The organism is Mycobacterium colombiense CECT 3035 (assembly GCF_002105755.1).
GTDB classification, from domain to species: domain Bacteria; phylum Actinomycetota; class Actinomycetes; order Mycobacteriales; family Mycobacteriaceae; genus Mycobacterium; species Mycobacterium colombiense.
This window is the reverse complement of sequence record NZ_CP020821.1, coordinates 4,405,151-4,421,516: the sequence shown is the minus strand read 5'-3', so window position 1 is coordinate 4,421,516 and position 16,366 is coordinate 4,405,151. Positions and strand designations below refer to the sequence as shown.

The 16,366-nt window shown below is 69.8% G+C and carries 15 protein-coding genes and 1 pseudogene; 6 read left to right on the top strand and 10 right to left on the bottom strand.

Annotated features, from left to right (window positions below; genetic code table 11):
• Together B9D87_RS20745 and B9D87_RS20740 are read left to right on the top strand one after the other, a co-directional pair.
• A complete protein-coding gene (locus B9D87_RS20745) occupies window positions 1-768 on the top strand; it encodes a class I SAM-dependent methyltransferase (protein WP_007769047.1) in 768 nt (255 codons plus the stop codon).
• Between the two features lie 107 nt (window positions 769-875).
• A complete protein-coding gene (locus B9D87_RS20740) occupies window positions 876-2,345 on the top strand; it encodes an aldehyde dehydrogenase (protein ID WP_007769050.1) in 1,470 nt (489 codons plus the stop codon).
• A gap of 65 nt (window positions 2,346-2,410) precedes the next feature.
• Here the strand turns inward: B9D87_RS20740 and B9D87_RS20735 are convergent, their stop codons facing one another.
• A complete protein-coding gene (locus tag B9D87_RS20735) occupies window positions 2,411-3,232 on the bottom strand; it encodes a crotonase/enoyl-CoA hydratase family protein (RefSeq protein ID WP_007769055.1) in 822 nt (273 codons plus the stop codon).
• Between the two features lie 204 nt (window positions 3,233-3,436).
• On the opposite strand from B9D87_RS20735, the gene B9D87_RS27735 reads away from it, so the two are divergent.
• Window positions 3,437-3,568 (top strand): hypothetical protein, encoded by a 132-nt coding sequence (locus B9D87_RS27735; protein ID WP_003874074.1) that lies wholly within the window; start codon window positions 3,437-3,439, stop codon window positions 3,566-3,568.
• Window positions 3,569-3,591: 23 nt separating this feature from the next.
• Window positions 3,592-4,233 (top strand): TetR/AcrR family transcriptional regulator, encoded by a 642-nt coding sequence (locus B9D87_RS20730; RefSeq protein ID WP_007769059.1) that lies wholly within the window; start codon window positions 3,592-3,594, stop codon window positions 4,231-4,233.
• Window positions 4,234-4,238: 5 nt separating this feature from the next.
• Here the strand turns inward: B9D87_RS20730 and B9D87_RS20725 are convergent, their stop codons facing one another.
• Window positions 4,239-4,535, bottom strand: a complete 297-nt coding sequence (locus B9D87_RS20725; RefSeq protein ID WP_007769062.1) for a hypothetical protein — start codon at window positions 4,533-4,535, stop codon at window positions 4,239-4,241.
• Window positions 4,536-4,556: 21 nt separating this feature from the next.
• Complete coding sequence (locus B9D87_RS20720) at window positions 4,557-6,083, bottom strand: class I adenylate-forming enzyme family protein (RefSeq protein ID WP_007769066.1); 1,527 nt, start codon at window positions 6,081-6,083, stop codon at window positions 4,557-4,559.
• A gap of 321 nt (window positions 6,084-6,404) precedes the next feature.
• Between B9D87_RS20720 and B9D87_RS27845 the strand changes: the two are divergent.
• Window positions 6,405-7,103, top strand: a pseudogene (locus tag B9D87_RS27845) (MIP/aquaporin family protein); the annotation flags it as partial.
• A 249-nt stretch (window positions 7,104-7,352) separates the two neighbouring features.
• Here B9D87_RS27845 and B9D87_RS20710 read toward each other — a convergent pair.
• The 5 genes from B9D87_RS20710 to B9D87_RS20690 all read right to left on the bottom strand — a co-directional run bounded on the left by B9D87_RS20710 (window position 7,353) and on the right by B9D87_RS20690 (window position 12,823).
• Window positions 7,353-8,147, bottom strand: a complete 795-nt coding sequence (locus B9D87_RS20710; RefSeq protein WP_411431577.1) for a crotonase/enoyl-CoA hydratase family protein — start codon at window positions 8,145-8,147, stop codon at window positions 7,353-7,355.
• Window positions 8,148-8,255: 108 nt separating this feature from the next.
• On the bottom strand, window positions 8,256-9,665 hold the full coding sequence (locus B9D87_RS20705) for a WS/DGAT/MGAT family O-acyltransferase (protein ID WP_007769074.1): 1,410 nt from the start codon (window positions 9,663-9,665) through the stop codon (window positions 8,256-8,258).
• A gap of 44 nt (window positions 9,666-9,709) precedes the next feature.
• A complete protein-coding gene (locus tag B9D87_RS20700; protein WP_040629429.1) occupies window positions 9,710-10,915 on the bottom strand; it encodes an alpha/beta hydrolase in 1,206 nt (401 codons plus the stop codon).
• Window positions 10,916-11,083: 168 nt separating this feature from the next.
• Complete coding sequence (locus tag B9D87_RS20695) at window positions 11,084-11,737, bottom strand: class I SAM-dependent methyltransferase (protein ID WP_007769080.1); 654 nt, start codon at window positions 11,735-11,737, stop codon at window positions 11,084-11,086.
• A gap of 276 nt (window positions 11,738-12,013) precedes the next feature.
• Window positions 12,014-12,823: an alpha/beta fold hydrolase gene (locus B9D87_RS20690; protein ID WP_174320883.1), complete on the bottom strand. Its 810-nt coding sequence runs from the start codon at window positions 12,821-12,823 to the stop codon at window positions 12,014-12,016.
• A 99-nt stretch (window positions 12,824-12,922) separates the two neighbouring features.
• Between B9D87_RS20690 and B9D87_RS20685 the strand changes: the two genes are divergently transcribed.
• Window positions 12,923-13,822: an alpha/beta hydrolase gene (locus tag B9D87_RS20685; protein WP_007769084.1), complete on the top strand. Its 900-nt coding sequence runs from the start codon at window positions 12,923-12,925 to the stop codon at window positions 13,820-13,822.
• Window positions 13,823-13,828: 6 nt separating this feature from the next.
• On the opposite strand, the gene B9D87_RS20680 is transcribed toward B9D87_RS20685, so the two are convergent.
• Window positions 13,829-15,142 carry an amidohydrolase family protein gene (locus B9D87_RS20680; RefSeq protein WP_007769086.1) on the bottom strand — a complete coding sequence of 438 codons (1,314 nt, stop codon included), beginning with the start codon at window positions 15,140-15,142 and terminating at the stop codon, window positions 13,829-13,831.
• Window positions 15,136-16,341: a CoA transferase gene (locus B9D87_RS20675; RefSeq protein ID WP_238553372.1), complete on the bottom strand. Its 1,206-nt coding sequence runs from the start codon at window positions 16,339-16,341 to the stop codon at window positions 15,136-15,138. The genes B9D87_RS20680 and B9D87_RS20675 overlap by 7 nt, the downstream gene beginning before the upstream one ends.
• Between the last annotated feature and the right edge of the window lie 25 nt (window positions 16,342-16,366).

Genomic DNA, 16,366 nt, shown 5'->3' with positions numbered 1-16,366 from the left:
GTGGCGGTCACCGAGCTCTTCGCGCGCCGGGCGACGCTGGCCCGCTCGGTGCGGTTGCTGTCGGAATTTCGCTACGAGCAGCCGGATCCGGCCCGCTTCTACGGCGCCCTGGCGGCGGACACCGCCGCGATGGTGGGCGACCTGTGGCGGGCCGCCCGCGCCGAGCCCCTTTCCGGCCGCACGCTACTCGACGTCGGCGGCGGGCCGGGTTACTTCGCGACGGCCTTCACCGAGGCCGGCGTCCGCTACGTCGGGGTCGAACCCGACCCGAGCGAGATGCACGCCGCCGGGCCCACCGGTGCCGATGACACCGGGACCTTCGTCCGCGCCTCGGGAATGGCGCTGCCGTTCGCCGACGGGTCGGTGGACATCTGCCTGTCCTCCAACGTCGCCGAGCACGTGCCGCGACCCTGGCAGCTCGGCGCCGAGATGCTGCGGGTGACCAAGCCGGGCGGGCTGGCCGTGCTGTCCTACACGGTCTGGCTGGGCCCGTTCGGCGGCCACGAGATGGGCCTGACCCACTACCTCGGCGGTGAGCGCGCCGCGGCCCGCTACATCCGCAAGCACGGCCATCCGGCCAAAAACCACTACGGGTCGTCGTTGTTCGCGGTGTCGGCGGCGGACGGACTGCGCTGGGCCGAGAACACCGGCGCGCTGGTGGCCGCATTTCCCCGCTACCACCCACAATGGGCGTGGTGGCTGACCCGCGTGCCGCTGCTGCGCGAGTTCCTGGTGAGCAATCTGGTGCTGGTCCTGCAACCCCAATAGTGAAACGTGTTCTCGTTTTGCGTCGGCTTGGGTAGGGTGGCGCCCATGCCCGCCGGTGACGATAAGCAGGGCAGTGCAATCCCAACGGGTAGGAGGAGCGGCGGAACATGACCGACATCAAGACCGAATACGACAAGCTTTTCATCGGCGGCAAGTGGACGGAGCCGTCAACCTCTGAGGTGATCGAGGTGCACTGTCCGGCCACCGGCGAATACTTCGGCAAGGCGCCGCTGGCCGCGGCGGCGGACGTCGACGCCGCGGTCGCCGCGGCGCGCGCCGCGTTCGACAACGGCCCCTGGCCCACGACGCCGCCCAAGGAGCGCGCGGCCGTCATCGCCAACGCGGCCAAGCTGATGGAGGAGCGCAAGGAACTGCTGAGCGCGCTGCTCGCCGGGGAAACCGGCCAGCCGCCGACCACCATCGAGACGATGCACTGGATGGGTTCGATGGGCGCGATGAACTTCTTCGCCGGCCCGGCCGTCGACCAGGTCAAGTGGCGCGAGATCCGCAATGGCTCCTACGGGCAGACCATCGTGCACCGCGAGCCGATCGGCGTCGTCGGCGCGATCGTCGCCTGGAACGTGCCGCTGTTCCTGGCGGTCAACAAGCTGGGCCCGGCGCTGCTGGCCGGCTGCACCGTGGTGCTCAAGCCGGCCGCCGAAACGCCGTTGACCACAAACGCTTTGGCGGACATCTTCGCCGAGGCCGGCCTGCCCGAGGGTGTGCTGTCGGTGGTGCCCGGCGGCATCGAGACCGGCCAGGCGCTGACCTCCAACCCCGACGTCGACCTGTTCACCTTCACCGGCAGCTCGGGCGTCGGCAAGGAGATCGGCCGTCGCGCCGCGGAAATGCTCAAGCCGTGCACGCTCGAGCTCGGCGGCAAGTCGGCCGCGATCGTCCTCGAGGACGTCGACCTGGCCTCGGCCATCCCGATGCTGGTGTTCTCCGGGATCATGAACACCGGGCAGGCCTGCGTGGGCCAGACCCGCATCCTGGCGCCCCGCTCGCGGTACGACGAAATCGTCAACGCGGTAAGCGAATTCGTGCAGGCGCTGCCGGTCGGCCCGCCGTCGGACCCGGCCGCCCAGATCGGCTCGCTGATCTCGGAGAAGCAGCGCGCCCGCGTCGAGGGCTACATCGCCAAGGGCATCGAGGAAGGCGCCCGGCTGGTGTGCGGCGGCGGCCGCCCCGAGGGCCTGGACAACGGATTCTTCGTCCAGCCCACGGTTTTCGCCGATGTCGACAACAAGATGACGATCGCCCAGGAGGAGATCTTCGGGCCGGTGCTGAGCATCATCCCGTTCGACACCGAGGAGGACGCGATCAAGATCGCCAACGACTCGGCGTACGGGCTGGCCGGCAGCGTGTGGACGACCGACATCCCCAAGGGCATCGCCATCTCGGAGAAGATCCGGACCGGCACCTACGCCATCAACTGGTACGCCTTCGACCCGTGCTGTCCGTTCGGCGGCTACAAGAACTCCGGCATCGGCCGCGAGAACGGGCCCGAGGGCGTCGAGCACTTCACGCAGCAGAAGAGCGTGCTGATGCCGATGGGCTACACCGTCGACGCCTAACGCTCGAACGTGACTGTGCCGTCACGTTCGAGACCGAGCGTGACTGTGCCGTCACGCTCGGTGGGCTAGCACCCGACGAAGCGGGCCGGCCGGCGTTCGGCGAACGACTTCACACCCTCGGCGGCGTCCTGGGTGGCGAAAAGTTCGGCGACGGCGGGCCGCAGCCGTTCGACGGCGGCCGCGTCCCCGCGCTCGACCGCCAGGTGAGCCGAAGCCAGCGTCGCCCGCACGCCCAGCGGCGCGGCGCGATCGGCAATGGTGTGCGCGATGTCGCGAGCCTTGGCCAGACCCGCCGCGGCGTCCTCGGCCACCTCCTGGACCAGCCCGATGCGGTGCGCTTCGGCCGCGTCGAATTCGTCGCCGGTGAGCAGCCAGCGCATGGCGTCGCCCCAGCCGGCGGCCCTGGGCAGGCGGATCGTCGCGCCGCCGAACGGATAGATCCCGCGCTGCACCTCCAGCTGGGTGAACCGGGTGCCGGTCGCGGCGATGCGGATGTCGGCGGCCAGCAGCAACTCGATGCCCAGCGTCATGCACCAGCCGTGCGCGACGGCGACCAGCGGCGTGGTCCAGGCGCCGTCGAGGCGCCAGGGATCGCGGCCGTCGTCGGGAAAGGAGAGCTCCCCGGCGGCGATGCCGGTGCCGACGTCGAGGAGGTCAAGACCGGCGGTGAAGTGGTCGCCGTGGGCGAAGAGCACCCCGGCCCGCACCGAGGGATCGGACTCCATCAGGCCGTAGGCGCGCGACAGGTCGGCGAGCATCGCCCGGTCGAACGCGTTGCGCTTGTGCGGCCGGTTCAGGCCGATGAGCAGGACATGGCCGTCGCGCTGCAGCGACACGGTCTCCAGGCCCGGCAGGGCGGGCGGCGAGTTCTCGGGGTTGCTGACCATCCGCCCAGTGAAGCGGAGTTGTAGAGATTATGCAATACAGCATAATTTACGGCGGTTGACGCGGCCGTAACTGCGGCTGCCGACCAGATCCGGCGCCCATTTATGCGGTATGCGTCACACTTTGCCTGAGAAATTGCTTAATTTACGGATGTCTTATATGGTTCATAGCATAATCAAGGGCCGTACATAGGCCGGGAGAACATCATGTGGATCATCGAGCTCAACGTCGCCGGCTATCAGTTCACCCGCGAGATGCCAGACTTGCGGCGCCGCACTTTCCGTTTCAGCCCACGTCATATGCACTGGCCGGCGTTGCGGCACTCGCACGCTGCATGACCCCGGCCATCGGAGGTACGCCCATGCCGACCACCGGTGAGGCAGCCCCGGCGAAACGCGGGAGCACCCGGACCAAGATGCTGGCCAGCGCGGCCGACGTGATGCGCGAGCGCGGCGCGGCGGGCGTCACCATTGACGCGGTGCTCGCCCGCAGCGGCGCACCACGCGGCTCCGTGTACTACCACTTTCCCGACGGACGCAACCAGATCCTGACCGAGGCGCTGCGCTACTCCGGCGACTCCATCACCGCCATGATCGACGACGCCGCCGGTCGCGGCGCCCGGGTGTTGCTGCAGGAGTTCGTCGACTTCTGGGAGCGGCTGCTCACCGACGGCGGATTCACCGCCGGCTGCCCGGTGGTAGCCGCGGCGATCGGTTGCTCGGACGACGACGGCCCCAGGCTGTCCACCGAGGCCGGCGCCATCCTGGACCGCTGGTGCACCGCGCTCAGCCGCGCGTTCGTCAACGACGGGTTCGACGACGCCGACGCCGCGTCGCTGGCCGTGATGTCGATCGCCGCGCTGGAAGGCGCCGTCGTGCTCTCCCGCTCCACCCGCAACGCGGGTCCGCTACACCAGGTGGGCGAACAGCTCGAATTCCTGATCAAGGCAAAGGAATTCGTGGCGCGGAACAAGATCCCGGGCAAGCAGGACGCCGCGCAGTGACCCGCTCAGTCGCTGGCCGGTAGCGGCTTGACCTCTTTGAGCTGCAGGGCGGTCTGCCCGATGCTCAGGCTGCCCGCGCCCGGCTTGGTCACCAGCACCTCGGCGCCGGCGTCGTCGACGTAGCGCTTGCCCATGACCGTGCCGTCGGAGAATGCCGGGTCCAGTTCACCCGAGCGCTCGCCGCCGACCGGCACCATCGGCGCACCGCCACAGCGCAGGTCGTCCAGGCTGTCGGCGCTCCTGACCACGATCACCTGCGTGTCACAGACCTGGCTGGCGAGACGAGTTCCGTTCTTGATCATTGAATTTCCGTCCTTGATCGCTTACTGCTGGGCCGGTGCGGCGCGCAATCCCGTGAGGGTCTGGATGATCTCCCGCCGCAGCACCTTGCCGGTGGCGGTGGTGGGCAGCTCGTCGCGAAACACTACCTCGTCGGGGGTGCGCGAACCGCGCAAACTCTTGCGGACGAATTCCCGCAATTCGTCGGGGTCGGGGTCGGTGCCCGCCGCCGGCACCACCACCGCGACGATCGCCTGGCCCCACTGCGGATCCTCGACACCGACCACGGCGACGTCGCGCACGTGGGGATGCTCGACCAGGACCTCTTCCAGCTCGGCGGGCGCGATGTTCTCGCCGCCGCGGATGATGGTGTCGTCACTGCGCCCGCCGATGAACAGATAGCCGTCGTCGTCGAGCATGGCGATGTCCTTGGTGGGGAACCAGCCGTTCTCGTCGAGCACCGAGCCGATCCCGGTATAGCGGCCCGACACCTGCTCGCCCCGCACGAACAGCTCGCCGGTCTCGCCCGGCGGCAGCACGTTGCCGGCCTCGTCGCGGATCTGCAGCTCGATGCCCGCCACCGCCTGGCCGACCGAGCCCAGCCGGCGGGCGACGTCGGCGGTCGCGCCCGCCAGCGCCGCGCGATGGTCGTCGGGCGTCAGCACCGCGATCGTCGAGCTGGTCTCCGTCAGGCCGTAGGCGTTGACGAAGCCGACGTTGGGCAGCAGCTCGAGCGCGCGGCGCACCAGCGGCAGCCCGACCTTGGAGCCGCCGTAGGCCAGGTTGCGCAGCGACGGCAGCTCGATGGGCGGCCCGTCGCCGTTCTCCAGCACGGTGATGATCCGGTCCAGCATCGTCGGCACCACCGTCGCGGTGGTGACGTTTTCGGTGTTGATCAGCCGAACCCATTCCTGCGCATCGAAATTCGGCAGGTACACCATCTTGCGGCCGGCATACAGATTCGACAGCGCGGCGCTGACCCCGGCGATGTGGTAGGGCGGCACGCAGATCAGGGCGGCGTCGGTGCCGGAGGCCGCCCCGAATTCGACGGTCCCGGTGACGTAACTGGTCAGGTTGTTGTGCGAGAGTTCGACGGCTTTGGGCTGCGACGTGGTGCCCGAGGTGAACAGCACGATCGCGACGGAGTCCGGGTCGGGAAACGCGAGACCTTCGGTGGCCGGTTCGGCGGCGCGCGCGGCCGCAAGGAAATCGTCGGAGATCATCACCCGGTCCGACACGTCGCCGACCGCCTCGCGGTAGCGGCTGTCGACGATGACCAACGGCTCGGGCAGCCGCTGGATCAGCGCCTGGATTCCCTCGGCGGAGAGCCGGTAGTTGATCGGCGTGAAGGCCACCCCGGCGCGCGCCGCGGCGAAGATCAGCACCGGCAGCATCGCGCCGCCGGTGCCGACATACGCGACGTGCCTGGCGTTCGATCCGGCGATGACGCCCGCACCGCCGTCGGCGAGATCGCTGAGCTGTTGCGTCGTCAGCCGCAGGTCTCCCGACACCACCGCGGTGCGCTCGGCGTCGCCGGACGCGGCCATCTCGAGCAGCAGCGAAATGCTCATCCTCGATCTTTCTCCGGTATCAACACGTTACAAAGCTGGCCAAAAGTGTCATGCTCGACTGTAGTTTAGATCACGCAACTATCTTGCTGCCCAGCACCGTCAGCCCGCCACATCACCCGAGCGTGCCGGCGAGGTTTACCCCCAGCTGGCGGTGGGTTAACCCACCTCGAAGCCCGATCGGGCCGCCGTTGCAGGCGCCCGGCGGCGTAGACCGCCGACCTAGTTGGGAAGCACGTGGAATCGACATCGACAAGCCCTGCCGAACACACCCGGGTCACCGCCGACACGGTGACCAGACTGCGCGCCGGGTTGCCCGGCGCCATGCTCGCCGAGTTCTTCGGCACCTTCATCCTGCTGCTGCTCGGACTCGGCACCTGCGCCCTCAACGTCGTCGGCCTGCCCGGGTCGGGCCGGCAGACGGTGCCGTTCGGCCCGGCGAACTGGCTGATCATCGTGTTCGGTTGGGCGTTCGCGGTGATGCTCGCGGCCTACGTCGCCGGCGGCATCAGCGGTGCGCACCTGAATCCGGCGGTCACGCTGGCCTTCGCCGTGGCGCGAAAGTTCCACTGGCGCAACGTCATTCCGTACTGGATCGCCCAGCTGCTCGGCGCGTTCGGCGCCGCTGCGGCGGTGTACGCCGTCTACGGCCCGGCCATCGACAACTACAACGCGGCCAACCACCTGAGCAGACCGGAGTCGCAGGACACCTACTCGATCTTCGCGACGTTCCCCGCCCAGTACTTCCACGGCGGCTATCTGGGTCCCCTGGTGGACCAGCTGGTGGGCACCGCCATCCTGGTGGCCCTGATCGCCGCGCTGATCGACCATCGCAACCAGGCGCCGGCGGGCAACATGGCGCCGCTGATCATCGGCTTCGTCGTCGCGGTGATCGGATGCTCCTACGGCACCAACGCGGGCTACGCGCTCAACCCCGCACGCGACCTGGGACCGCGTGCGTTCACCTACGTCATGGGTTGGGGCAAGCTGGCCTTCTCCGGCGATTACGGCGGCACCACGCAGTACTGGTGGATCCCGATCGTCGGCCCCCTGGCCGGCGCCGTGATCGGGATCTTCCTCTACGACTTCTTCATCGGCCACGTGCTGGACGCGCGCGCGACGATGCTGCTCACCCCGGAGCCGGGTCTGGCCCCGCTGCCGACCATCGATGCCGCATCGAAGGTGGCGGGCCCGTCACCGCCGAGGACAGCGCGGACGCGGAAGGCTCAGCGGCAGAACAGGATCGGGCCGCCTAGCGGCGATCGCAGAGGCTCAGGTGCCCGTCCACTTGGGTGGGCGCTTCTCGGCGAAGGCGATCGCGCCTTCCTTGGCGTCGTTGGAGGAGAACACCGGCGTCAGCAGCTTGTTCTGCTCGGCGAACATCTCCTCGGGACTCCAGCCGCGGGACTCCACGATGATCCGCTTGGTGGCGGCCACCGCGAGCGGCCCGTTCGCCGCGATCTTTTCGGCCAGCTCGATCGCGGCGTCCAGCGCCGCCCCGGGTTCGGCCAGCACGTTGACCATGCCCAGCGCGTGCGCGCGCTCGGCGCTCAGGTTGTCACCCGTCAGCGCCAGTTCCATGGCGATCGCGGACGGGATGCGTTGCGGCAGCCGCAGCAGGCCGCCGCCGCCGGCGACCAGGCCACGCTTGACCTCCGGAATGCCGAACGCCGAGTCCTTCGAGGCCACGATCAGGTCGGTGGCCAGCGCCAACTCGGTGCCGCCGGCCAGCGCGTAGCCCTCGACGGCAGCGATCAGCGGCTTGACCGGCGGACGCTCGGTGAAGCCCATGCCGCGGCCCTCGACGATCGGCAGCTCGCCGCGGGCGAACGCCTTGAGATCCATGCCCGCGCAGAACGAGCCGCCCGCCCCGGTGAGGATGCCCACCGAGAGGCCGGTCTCGTTGTCGAGCCGATCAACGGCGGCGGCCAGGCCGTTGGCCACCGCGGAGTTGACCGCGTTCTTGGCCTTCGGCCGGTTGATCGTGATGATGAGGATTCGATCCCGTTGTTCGACCAGAACTTCGGGTTCGTTGGCGTCGTCGTTCCCAGTGCTCACGTGCCGCACAGCTCCTTCGGTAGGGGGTGCCCGCTATCGGACCGATGGTAACGGTCGGCGGAAATGGCGTTAACGTGCCCCGAGATCCCGCTTACCGCCGAAGGTGATTCCGATCGATCATGCCGGAGCCATCGCGGCCTCGATGACCGTCAGCTCCTCGGAAAGCCCTGCGGCCCTGCGAATTTCGATGAAGTCGGCGACCATGGCCTCGGAAACCTCGTGCGGATCCTCGAGCGTCGACCCGTCGGAGAGCACCGAGATGTTGAGCTGATCGACGTAACTCCACACGGTGATGTTGAGGCCGCTGCCGGCGGTCAGCGGGCCGACCGAATAGATCTCGGTGACCAGCGCGCCGCCCACCCGGCCGCGTTCCCGGGGGCCGGGCACATTGGAGATGTTCAGGTTGAGGATCTTGTTGTGCCCGTCGCGCCCGGACGCCCAGCGGAAGAAGGCCTGCGTGGGTGCGGGCGGCATGTAGGCCGCCCACCGGCTGACCAGCTCCGGCCCCATCAGCTGGTTGCTTTCCTTGGCGGCGATCGCGTTCTCGTGGCTGCACCGCACCCGCTCCAGCGGATCGTCGGAATCGGTCGGCAGGCCCACCAGCACGCCGGTGAAGCGATTGCCGGAGATCCGTTCGGGCGAGAAGTCGAAGCTCATCGGCACCGACGCCAGCAGCGGCACGGCCTGGCCGTCGTACCGCAACAGCAGGGTGCGCAGCGCGCCGGACGCCATGGCCAGCACCATGTCGTTGATCGTGGCCCCGAGCCGCTTGCCGGTCTCCTTGACGTCGGCAAGCGCCAGCGTGGCGGTGGCGAACCGCCGTTCCGCGGTGATCTTGTGGTTCATGAAGGTCGGCGGTGGTTCGAAGGGCCGCGTCAGTTCCGGGGAGAACTTGCGCGCGCTGCGGCGCACCCGGCCCAGCCCCTGGGCGGTGTAGCGAATGGTGTGCGGCAGCCGCCCGACGTGGCGCAGGTGGTCGGCGAACGCCGACGCCATCAGCTGCCGGGTGGTGGGAGCCGGGTCGCAAAGGTACGGCTTGTCCTCCGGGCAGGGTTGCAGGTCCATGCCCCGGGCCAGCAGGTTCGCCGACGCAACACCGTCGGCGAGGGCGTGGTGGATTTTGCCGACGACCGCAATCCGGTTGTTGGCCAAGCCGTCCATGAAGTACATCTCCCACAGCGGGCGGCTGCGATCCAGCGGCGTGCTTGCGATTTGCCCGATGGCCTCGTCCAGTTCGCGGCGGCCGCCCGGCGGCGACACCCGCCAGTGACGGATGTGATAGTTCAGGTCGAGTTCACAGTTCTCCCGCCACATCGGGTGGTGAAACTGCAGCGGCACCTCGACGAGCTGGTAGCAGAACGGATCGAGCTTGTGCAGCCGCCCGGCGATGACTTCACGAAAGGAGTCGACGTCCAGCGATCGGCGGTCGGCGTCGAGCTCGATGACGGCCACTTTGATGGTGTGCATGTGCACGTTCGGCGCTTCGCTGTACAGCAGTACAGAGTCCCACCCGCTAAGCCTCTTCACCGCTGCCCCTTACCCATAGAGGGACCATACTCAGCGCCGGCAGTTCAGATAACCTCTTTTGCCCCGACGCGTGTCTTGGTGCGGTAGATCTGGTTGAGGAACAGCGACGCGACGTGCGCTGCGGCGCCGGCGCGCTCGCCGTCGATGAGGTCATACCCGTGGCCGGCCCCGGGGAATTCGAGGTAGCCGACCATCGAATGCGACACCGCCCGCAGCCGCTCGACGAAGCTGCGCGCCTGCTCGACGGGGATGACGGTGTCCTTGCTGCCGTGGATGACCAGGAAGGGCGGCGCGTTGCGGTGCACGCGCGCGATCGGGGACGCGTCGCGGAAGATCTCGGGGCGACGGGCGATCGACTTCTTGACCACGACCCGCTCCAGGAACTCGACGAACCGTTCGCGCTCCGGCGTCGAGCGGTCCTCCCAGTCGTAGCGGCCGTAGATCCCGACGACGGCGTCCACCGAGGTGTCCGCGCCCTCGGGGAGCTTCGCCTGGAACTGCGGGTCGTCGGGCGTCAGCCCGGCCAGCGCGCACAGGTGGCCGCCGGCCGAACAACCCGCTATCGCAACGAAATCGCGGTCGCCGCCGAACTTGTCGACGTTGGCGCGGGCCCACGCGATGGCGGTCTTGACGTCGATGATGTGGCGCGGCCAGCGGTGGTGCGGCGAGACGCGGTAGTTGACCGCCAGGCACACCCAGCCCTGCTCGGCGAGCCGGGACATCAGCGCCGACCCCTGGCCCATGCACTTGCCGTGCACCCAGGCGCCGCCCGGCAGGAAGATCAGGACCGGCGCGGGCTGCGCGGGCAGGTCTTTGCGCCGCCACACGTCGAGCACCTGATCGGGGTGGTCGCCGTAGTGGACGGCGCGGCGGTACAGGTAGCGGCGCTGGCGCAGACCGTCCCAGATCGGCGGCGTCTTCTCGGCGACCGGCCAGTCCGTCTCGAGGTCTGCGGCCGAAACGACCCCGCGCAGCGCGGCGAGGGAGACCTCTCGGGTGCTTTCCCGGTCGCGGCGCCGGACGTCGTTGATCCCTGGCGTGAACCAATCCTTGGTCGCCGCGGAGAACGCCTCCGGGGCGTGCCGCGCGCCCCACACGCCCATGGCGGTCAGACCGCCCAACGGCTCAAGGTGCTTGCCGACTACGGGTAGCGAAGCCCCGGCGACACTCAACGCCAGCGCATAGTCGCCGGCGCGGGCCCGCAGCAACCATTTCACGCAATCGGTAACGCCCGGTCCACTCACCGTCATGCAGGGGACTGTACCCCTCGCGGGGATTCGCAAACTGACGTTTCCGCAGAACGGGCGAACGTGGCGAAATCGCTTTGCCCGGCCCGCTCGCTGAGTTCGATATCTACGCTGTTTGAACCGTTTTTCGCGGTTCGCTGAGTTCGGCGAATTTTGCTGTGTGCGACACGCTTAGCGGGCCGTCAGGTCGGCGATCACCCGACCGCCGACCAGGCTGACGCTGGTCAGCGTCAGCCCCACCTGCGCGGCCAGGGCGGCGGCGGCGTCCACTCCCACGGATGCCCAGCGAAACCAGGGCCCGACCTCGCCCGCCGCCTCCAGCCGCACCCATCGCGAACAGATACCGATGGCCTCGGCGTCGAATTCGGCGATACAACGGCCGCCGCGGGCCAGCAGTTCGAAGGCGCGCCCCAGAATTCGGCGCGGGTCCCCGCCGAGCCCGACGTTGCCGTCGACCAGCAGAACCGTCTGCCACAGACCCGTTCCCGGCAGCGGCTCGAACACGTCGCCCAACAGGGCTGGCGCGCCACCCCGGCCCGCCAGCTGGATGGCGGTCGCGGACCGGTCGATGCCGAGGGCGGGGATGCCGCGCTGAATCAGCCTGGCCACCAAACGGCCTGGACCGCAGCCCAGCTCGATCGTGGGCCCGGTGCACATCTGCGTGACGGCTTCGTCGAAGACCTCGTCGAAGGCGTCACCAGATCCATCACCGGGACATCGCGCACCCAACCATCGGTGCGCCGGCAGTGGCCGCAGTTCGCCGTCCTCATGACGGATCCAACATCGCTCCCCGCCCAGTGCCCGATCGTAAAGTTGCCCCAGCATTCCACGTCCCTCGCGTCCTGGCCGATCGGGCGACGCGGCGGCGCTCGGTCCCGTGCGGGACGTCGCGGCGACGCACCGGCAAACACAACAAGCTGACGCCAAGTTCGCGCGTCAGCATTGCTCCGATACCCCGATCGTGGCTCGACTAATCCATTTCTCTTCCTGCGGCTACGGTGCGGCGCCCGGCATGGTTCATTAAGCGGCGGCCTCCGGGCGCCGGCGCCACCCCCGACGGGGAACCGGATGCGGCTCAATCCTGGTGATCTGCCCGGCATTTCAGCCGAACAAGAACGCGTCCAGCAGCTGGTTCACCCGTGCCGGATCCTCCAGCGCCGCGAGGTGCGCGACGCCGTCGAGCACCGTGAACGACGCCCCCGGAATCGAGTCGGCCATGACGCGGGTTTCGGCCACCGGGAACGTGGCGTCTTCGGCGCCGGCGACCACCAGCACCGGGGACGTGACGCGGGCCAGCAGCGCGCGCTGGTCCGGTCGCGCCGAGACCACGCTGCGCACCGCCCAGCGGACCGAATCGGTGTTCACCGAGCGCACGTTGGCCCGCACCGTGTCGACCACGTCGGGGCGGGTGCGCAACGTCGTCGGCCCCAGGAAAGCGCGGATGGCCGAGCGCGTCAGCGGCGGCCGGATCCCACCCAGCGCGGTCGCCAACCGCACCAGGGCCGCATACTGCATCTTCTGCGCGACACCGGCTTTCGACGCCGTGCAATTCATCAGCACCGCGCGGTCGAGCCGGTCCGGATACAGCGCGGCGAAGGTGCCGCCGATCATCCCGCCCCACGAATTGCCGACGAAGTGCGCCCGGTCGATGTCGAGGCCGTCCAGCAGGTCGACGACGCACCGCGCGCAGTCGGTGAAGCTGAACATCGAACGCAGCGGCGCGCTGCCGCCGTGGCCGGGCGGGTCGATGAGCACCAGGCGATGGGTTTCGCCGAAGTGCGCGGCCTGGCCGGCCCACAGGTCGCCGGTCATCAACAGGCTGGGCCACATCAGGACGGCCGGCCCGGTACCCGCGCTCAGCTGAACCCGGATCGTCCCGAGGGCCGTCTGGACCGAGCGCGAATCCAGCATGGGCTTGTCGACGGTCACGCTGCCTCCTGACGTCGTAGGGCGCACGGCAGATCCCGCATCGCCGTCCCCCCGATTTTCCGTGTCGGTGATACTTGTCCGGTGACGAACAACGATGTTCATCCTGACCTGCAGCGATTTGCCCGCTTCGCCCCGCGCCGGCTCGTCGGCCCCCGGACCCTGCCGCTCATGCGGGCGGGAATCGCGTGGCGGGGGCGCCTCGGCAAGCCTGTCGCCGACGTCGAGGCGCTCACCCTCGATTCGGGGGCCGGCGTCCGGCTGTTCCGTCCCGCCGGGCCCACCGAGACCACGCCCGCCCTGCTGTGGATCCATGGCGGCGGCTACGTCATCGGCACCGCCCAGCAGGACGACCAGCTTTGCAGCGGGTTCAGCAGGCGGCTGGGCATCACCGTCGCGTCGGTGGAATACCGGCTGGCGCCCGAACATCCATATCCCACACCGCTGGAGGACTGCTATTCGGCGCTGACGTGGCTGGCCGGGCTGCCGTCGGTGGACCGCTACCGCATCGCGATCGGCGGCGCCAGCGCCGGCGGCGGGCTGGCGGCGGCGCTGGCCCTGCTGGCCCGCGACCGCGCCGAGGTGAGCCCGGCGTTCCAGTTGCTGACCTATCCCATGCTGGACGACCGCAGTTCGGCCACCGCGCCGAGCCCGAACTACCGGCTGTGGGACAACCGCAGCAACAGGTTTGGCTGGGCGGCGTATCTCGGCAACGCCGACCCGCAGGTCGCCGTCCCCGGGCGCCGCGACGACCTCAGCGGGTTGCCGCCGGCCTGGATCGGGGTGGGCACGCACGACCTGTTCCACGACGAAGACCTGGCCTACGCCGAACGACTTCGGGCCGCCGGGGTGCCGTGCCAGGTCGAAACCATTCCGGGCGCCTTTCACGGCTTCGACCTGGTGTTGCCGAAAGCCCAAGTGTCTCGGCGGTTTTTCGAGAGCCAATGCGACAGCCTACGCGCGGCGCTGGCGCCCACCGCTTGATCCGCCTCACATCGCGAAGTACACCAGCTCACCGCCGATGACGGTGGCCGCCACCAGCCCCGCGTCCAGGGCGGCGAGTGCGATCGTGGGCGGCTCGTTCAGCACGCACAGGTCCCCCGGCTGCCCGACCTCCACGGTGCGCGGCCGGCCGGGCTGATCCGGCCGGCCCAGAAACATCGTCAAAGCCTCTCGCGCGGAGACACATTCGCGCGGGCCCAGCACGGCGCCCTGCGGCGTGGTGCGGTGCACCGCGGCGCGCATCGCCGTCCACGGGTCGCCGTGGCCGAACGGCATGTCGGTGGACAGCGCGACGGGCACCGTCGCGTCACGCAGGCAGGCGACGCGCCACAGCTGATCGTGCTCGGCGGCGGGCACCTCGGCGAGGTACTGGTCGCCGCGCTCGGCGACGAAGTTGGGCTGCGTCACCACCGTGATCCCGAGCTCGGCGAGGTCGGCCAGGTTGTCGTCGGGCACCACGGCGGCGTGTTCGATGCGGTCTCGCGGATGGCCGCCGGCCGCGCGCAGGGCCGCGATGGTCACCACCAGCTGGGCGGCGGTCACGCAGTGCACGGCAACCGGCTGCCCGCTGTCGTGTTGGCGCGCAATCCATTCCGTGAGGCCGTCCAGGTCAAGGTGGTCGTCGTGCAGGATCTTCTTGCCCGGCGACAGGAAACTCAGCCGGGGCCGGAACTCGCCGCACTCGTGCGAGGTCGTCAGCGACTCGATGTCGCCGGCGTCGAGATCGGGGGTCGCGTCGGTGACGCCGGTGACACCGGTGGCGGTGATCCGGCGGCTGAGTTCGGCCAGGTCGGTTTCGCGTCGCTGCAGCGCCAGCGACCAGCCGCGGTCGGCGCTGCGCAGCCGCCCGTCGGGATGCTCGGCCAGGCCGACCCGTCCCAGCGCCTCGGAATTCAGGATCCACAGCGCCCCGCTGCGGTGCTGGATGCGCACCGGAACGTGCGGAACGATGGCGTCCAGGGCGCCCCGATCGAGTTCGCCGGCGACCGAATCGTGGTATCCCACAGCGCGAATCCATCCGTCGGGGCCCGGTGTGGCGTTCGCCAGCAGCTGGGTGAGCTGGGACTCGGTGCTGACCCCGGGCGGTCCGACGAAGAACGAATCCAGCGCCGAGGCCGCCGAGCGCAGGTGCACATGGTGATCGTGCAACCCGGGCAGGACCGCGCCGCCGCCCGCGTACAGCACGCCCTCCCCCGCCCGCGGCACCAGACCTTCGCCCGGCGGCGCCATCTCCTCGATCAGAGCGCCCACCCGGATGTCTGTCGTGGTGCCGTCCAGCAAGGTTGCCCGCTGAATCAGCATGGCAGCAGCCGTCTTTGGGTGACCAGGTGGCGCACCGCCTCGTTGTCGGCGCCCGGCGCGGACGCCGGATGCGGCGCGGGCGGGGCCGTCGGCGCCGATACCGGCGCCGACGATGCCGACGGCTCGACCGGCAGGGCCGCGTAGGTCGCGGCGACCCCGGCCATGGATAGGCCGATCAATTCGCCGCCGCCGCGGCCCAGCGATTCGCCCACCGCCAGCGCGGCTTCCAGCCCGCTCAGCGGGTCGGCGATGGCGTCACCGCAGAACACCGGTCCCTCGGCGCTGGTGCCCACCAGGCCACCGGCCACCGCGGTGTCATCGCCGAATCCCGGGCGCAGGCCGTCATATCCGGTGATCTGCAACCAGATTCGGCCCGCTCGCGGCGCGACGTCGTCGGGCCCGAGGCCTCGGCGCGCCAGCGCCGCCGGGCGCGAGCCTTCGATGACGATGTCGCTGACCGCCAGCAGTTCACCCAGTTCGTCGGCCTGGCGGTCGAAATCGATTTCATAGCTGAGCTTTTCGCCGTTGACCCAGTCGAAGAAGGCCGGGTGTCCGCCGCGGGTGCCGTCCGGGCGGCGGGGGCTTTCGACCTTGACGACGGTCGCGCCCGCGCGGGCCAGCAGCCGCCCGCACAGCGGTCCCGCCCACATCGAGGACAGATCGGCCACCAGCAGTTGCCGCGGTGTCCGCGGCGCCGCCGGTGCTCCGATCGCGCGCACCCGCGGCGGTGTGGGCGCCGCCTCACCCAGGCCCGCCGCCGGAATGTCCAGCAGCCCGGCCCGGTCGACGATCTCGGCCACCGGGCGGGTGGCGGCCCAGCGTTGCAGCTCCGGCCATGGGTTGTCGGCCACCTCGTCGGCCTGCAGCAGCGCCGGCACGGTGTCGAGGTCGTCGGCGCGGGACAGGGTGAGCGCGCAGCGGCCGTCGCGGGCGGCGAGCAGCCGGGTGGCGCCGCCCGGCGACACCCGCCCGCCGCGGGTCAGCCCCAGCAAGGCGGCCCGCCCCGTCAGCAGGCTCGCCGCGTCGACGTCGATGCCCAGCCGGTCAGCGGTGGCCGCGGCGACGTCGCGGGCGCGGGTCAGCACGCCGGCGCGGGAAAAGTCGGCGGGACCGTCGGGCAGGCCCGTCAAGTAGGCCAGCCCGCTGCTCCCCCACTCCTTGACCTGCCGGGACTCCCCCACTGACGACGCCGAACTCACGCCCCCATTGTGCGCGCGGTGCGCG

What these genes read in the sequence shown, in the direction of transcription:
- B9D87_RS20740 (WP_007769050.1), top strand. Translation starts at nt 876, where the DNA reads ATGACCGACATCAAGACCGAATACGACAAGCTTTTCATCGGCGGCAAG.
- B9D87_RS20735 (WP_007769055.1), bottom strand. Translation starts at nt 3,232, where the DNA reads ATGGTCAGCAACCCCGAGAACTCGCCGCCCGCCCTGCCGGGCCTGGAG.
- B9D87_RS27735 (WP_003874074.1), top strand. Translation starts at nt 3,437, where the DNA reads ATGTGGATCATCGAGCTCAACGTCGCCGGCTATCAGTTCACCCGCGAG.
- B9D87_RS20730 (WP_007769059.1), top strand. Translation starts at nt 3,592, where the DNA reads ATGCCGACCACCGGTGAGGCAGCCCCGGCGAAACGCGGGAGCACCCGG.
- B9D87_RS20725 (WP_007769062.1), bottom strand. Translation starts at nt 4,535, where the DNA reads ATGATCAAGAACGGAACTCGTCTCGCCAGCCAGGTCTGTGACACGCAG.
- B9D87_RS20720 (WP_007769066.1), bottom strand. Translation starts at nt 6,083, where the DNA reads ATGAGCATTTCGCTGCTGCTCGAGATGGCCGCGTCCGGCGACGCCGAG.
- B9D87_RS20700 (WP_040629429.1), bottom strand. Translation starts at nt 10,915, where the DNA reads ATGACGGTGAGTGGACCGGGCGTTACCGATTGCGTGAAATGGTTGCTG.
- B9D87_RS20695 (WP_007769080.1), bottom strand. Translation starts at nt 11,737, where the DNA reads ATGCTGGGGCAACTTTACGATCGGGCACTGGGCGGGGAGCGATGTTGG.
- B9D87_RS20690 (WP_174320883.1), bottom strand. Translation starts at nt 12,823, where the DNA reads ATGCTGGATTCGCGCTCGGTCCAGACGGCCCTCGGGACGATCCGGGTT.
- B9D87_RS20680 (WP_007769086.1), bottom strand. Translation starts at nt 15,142, where the DNA reads ATGCTGATTCAGCGGGCAACCTTGCTGGACGGCACCACGACAGACATC.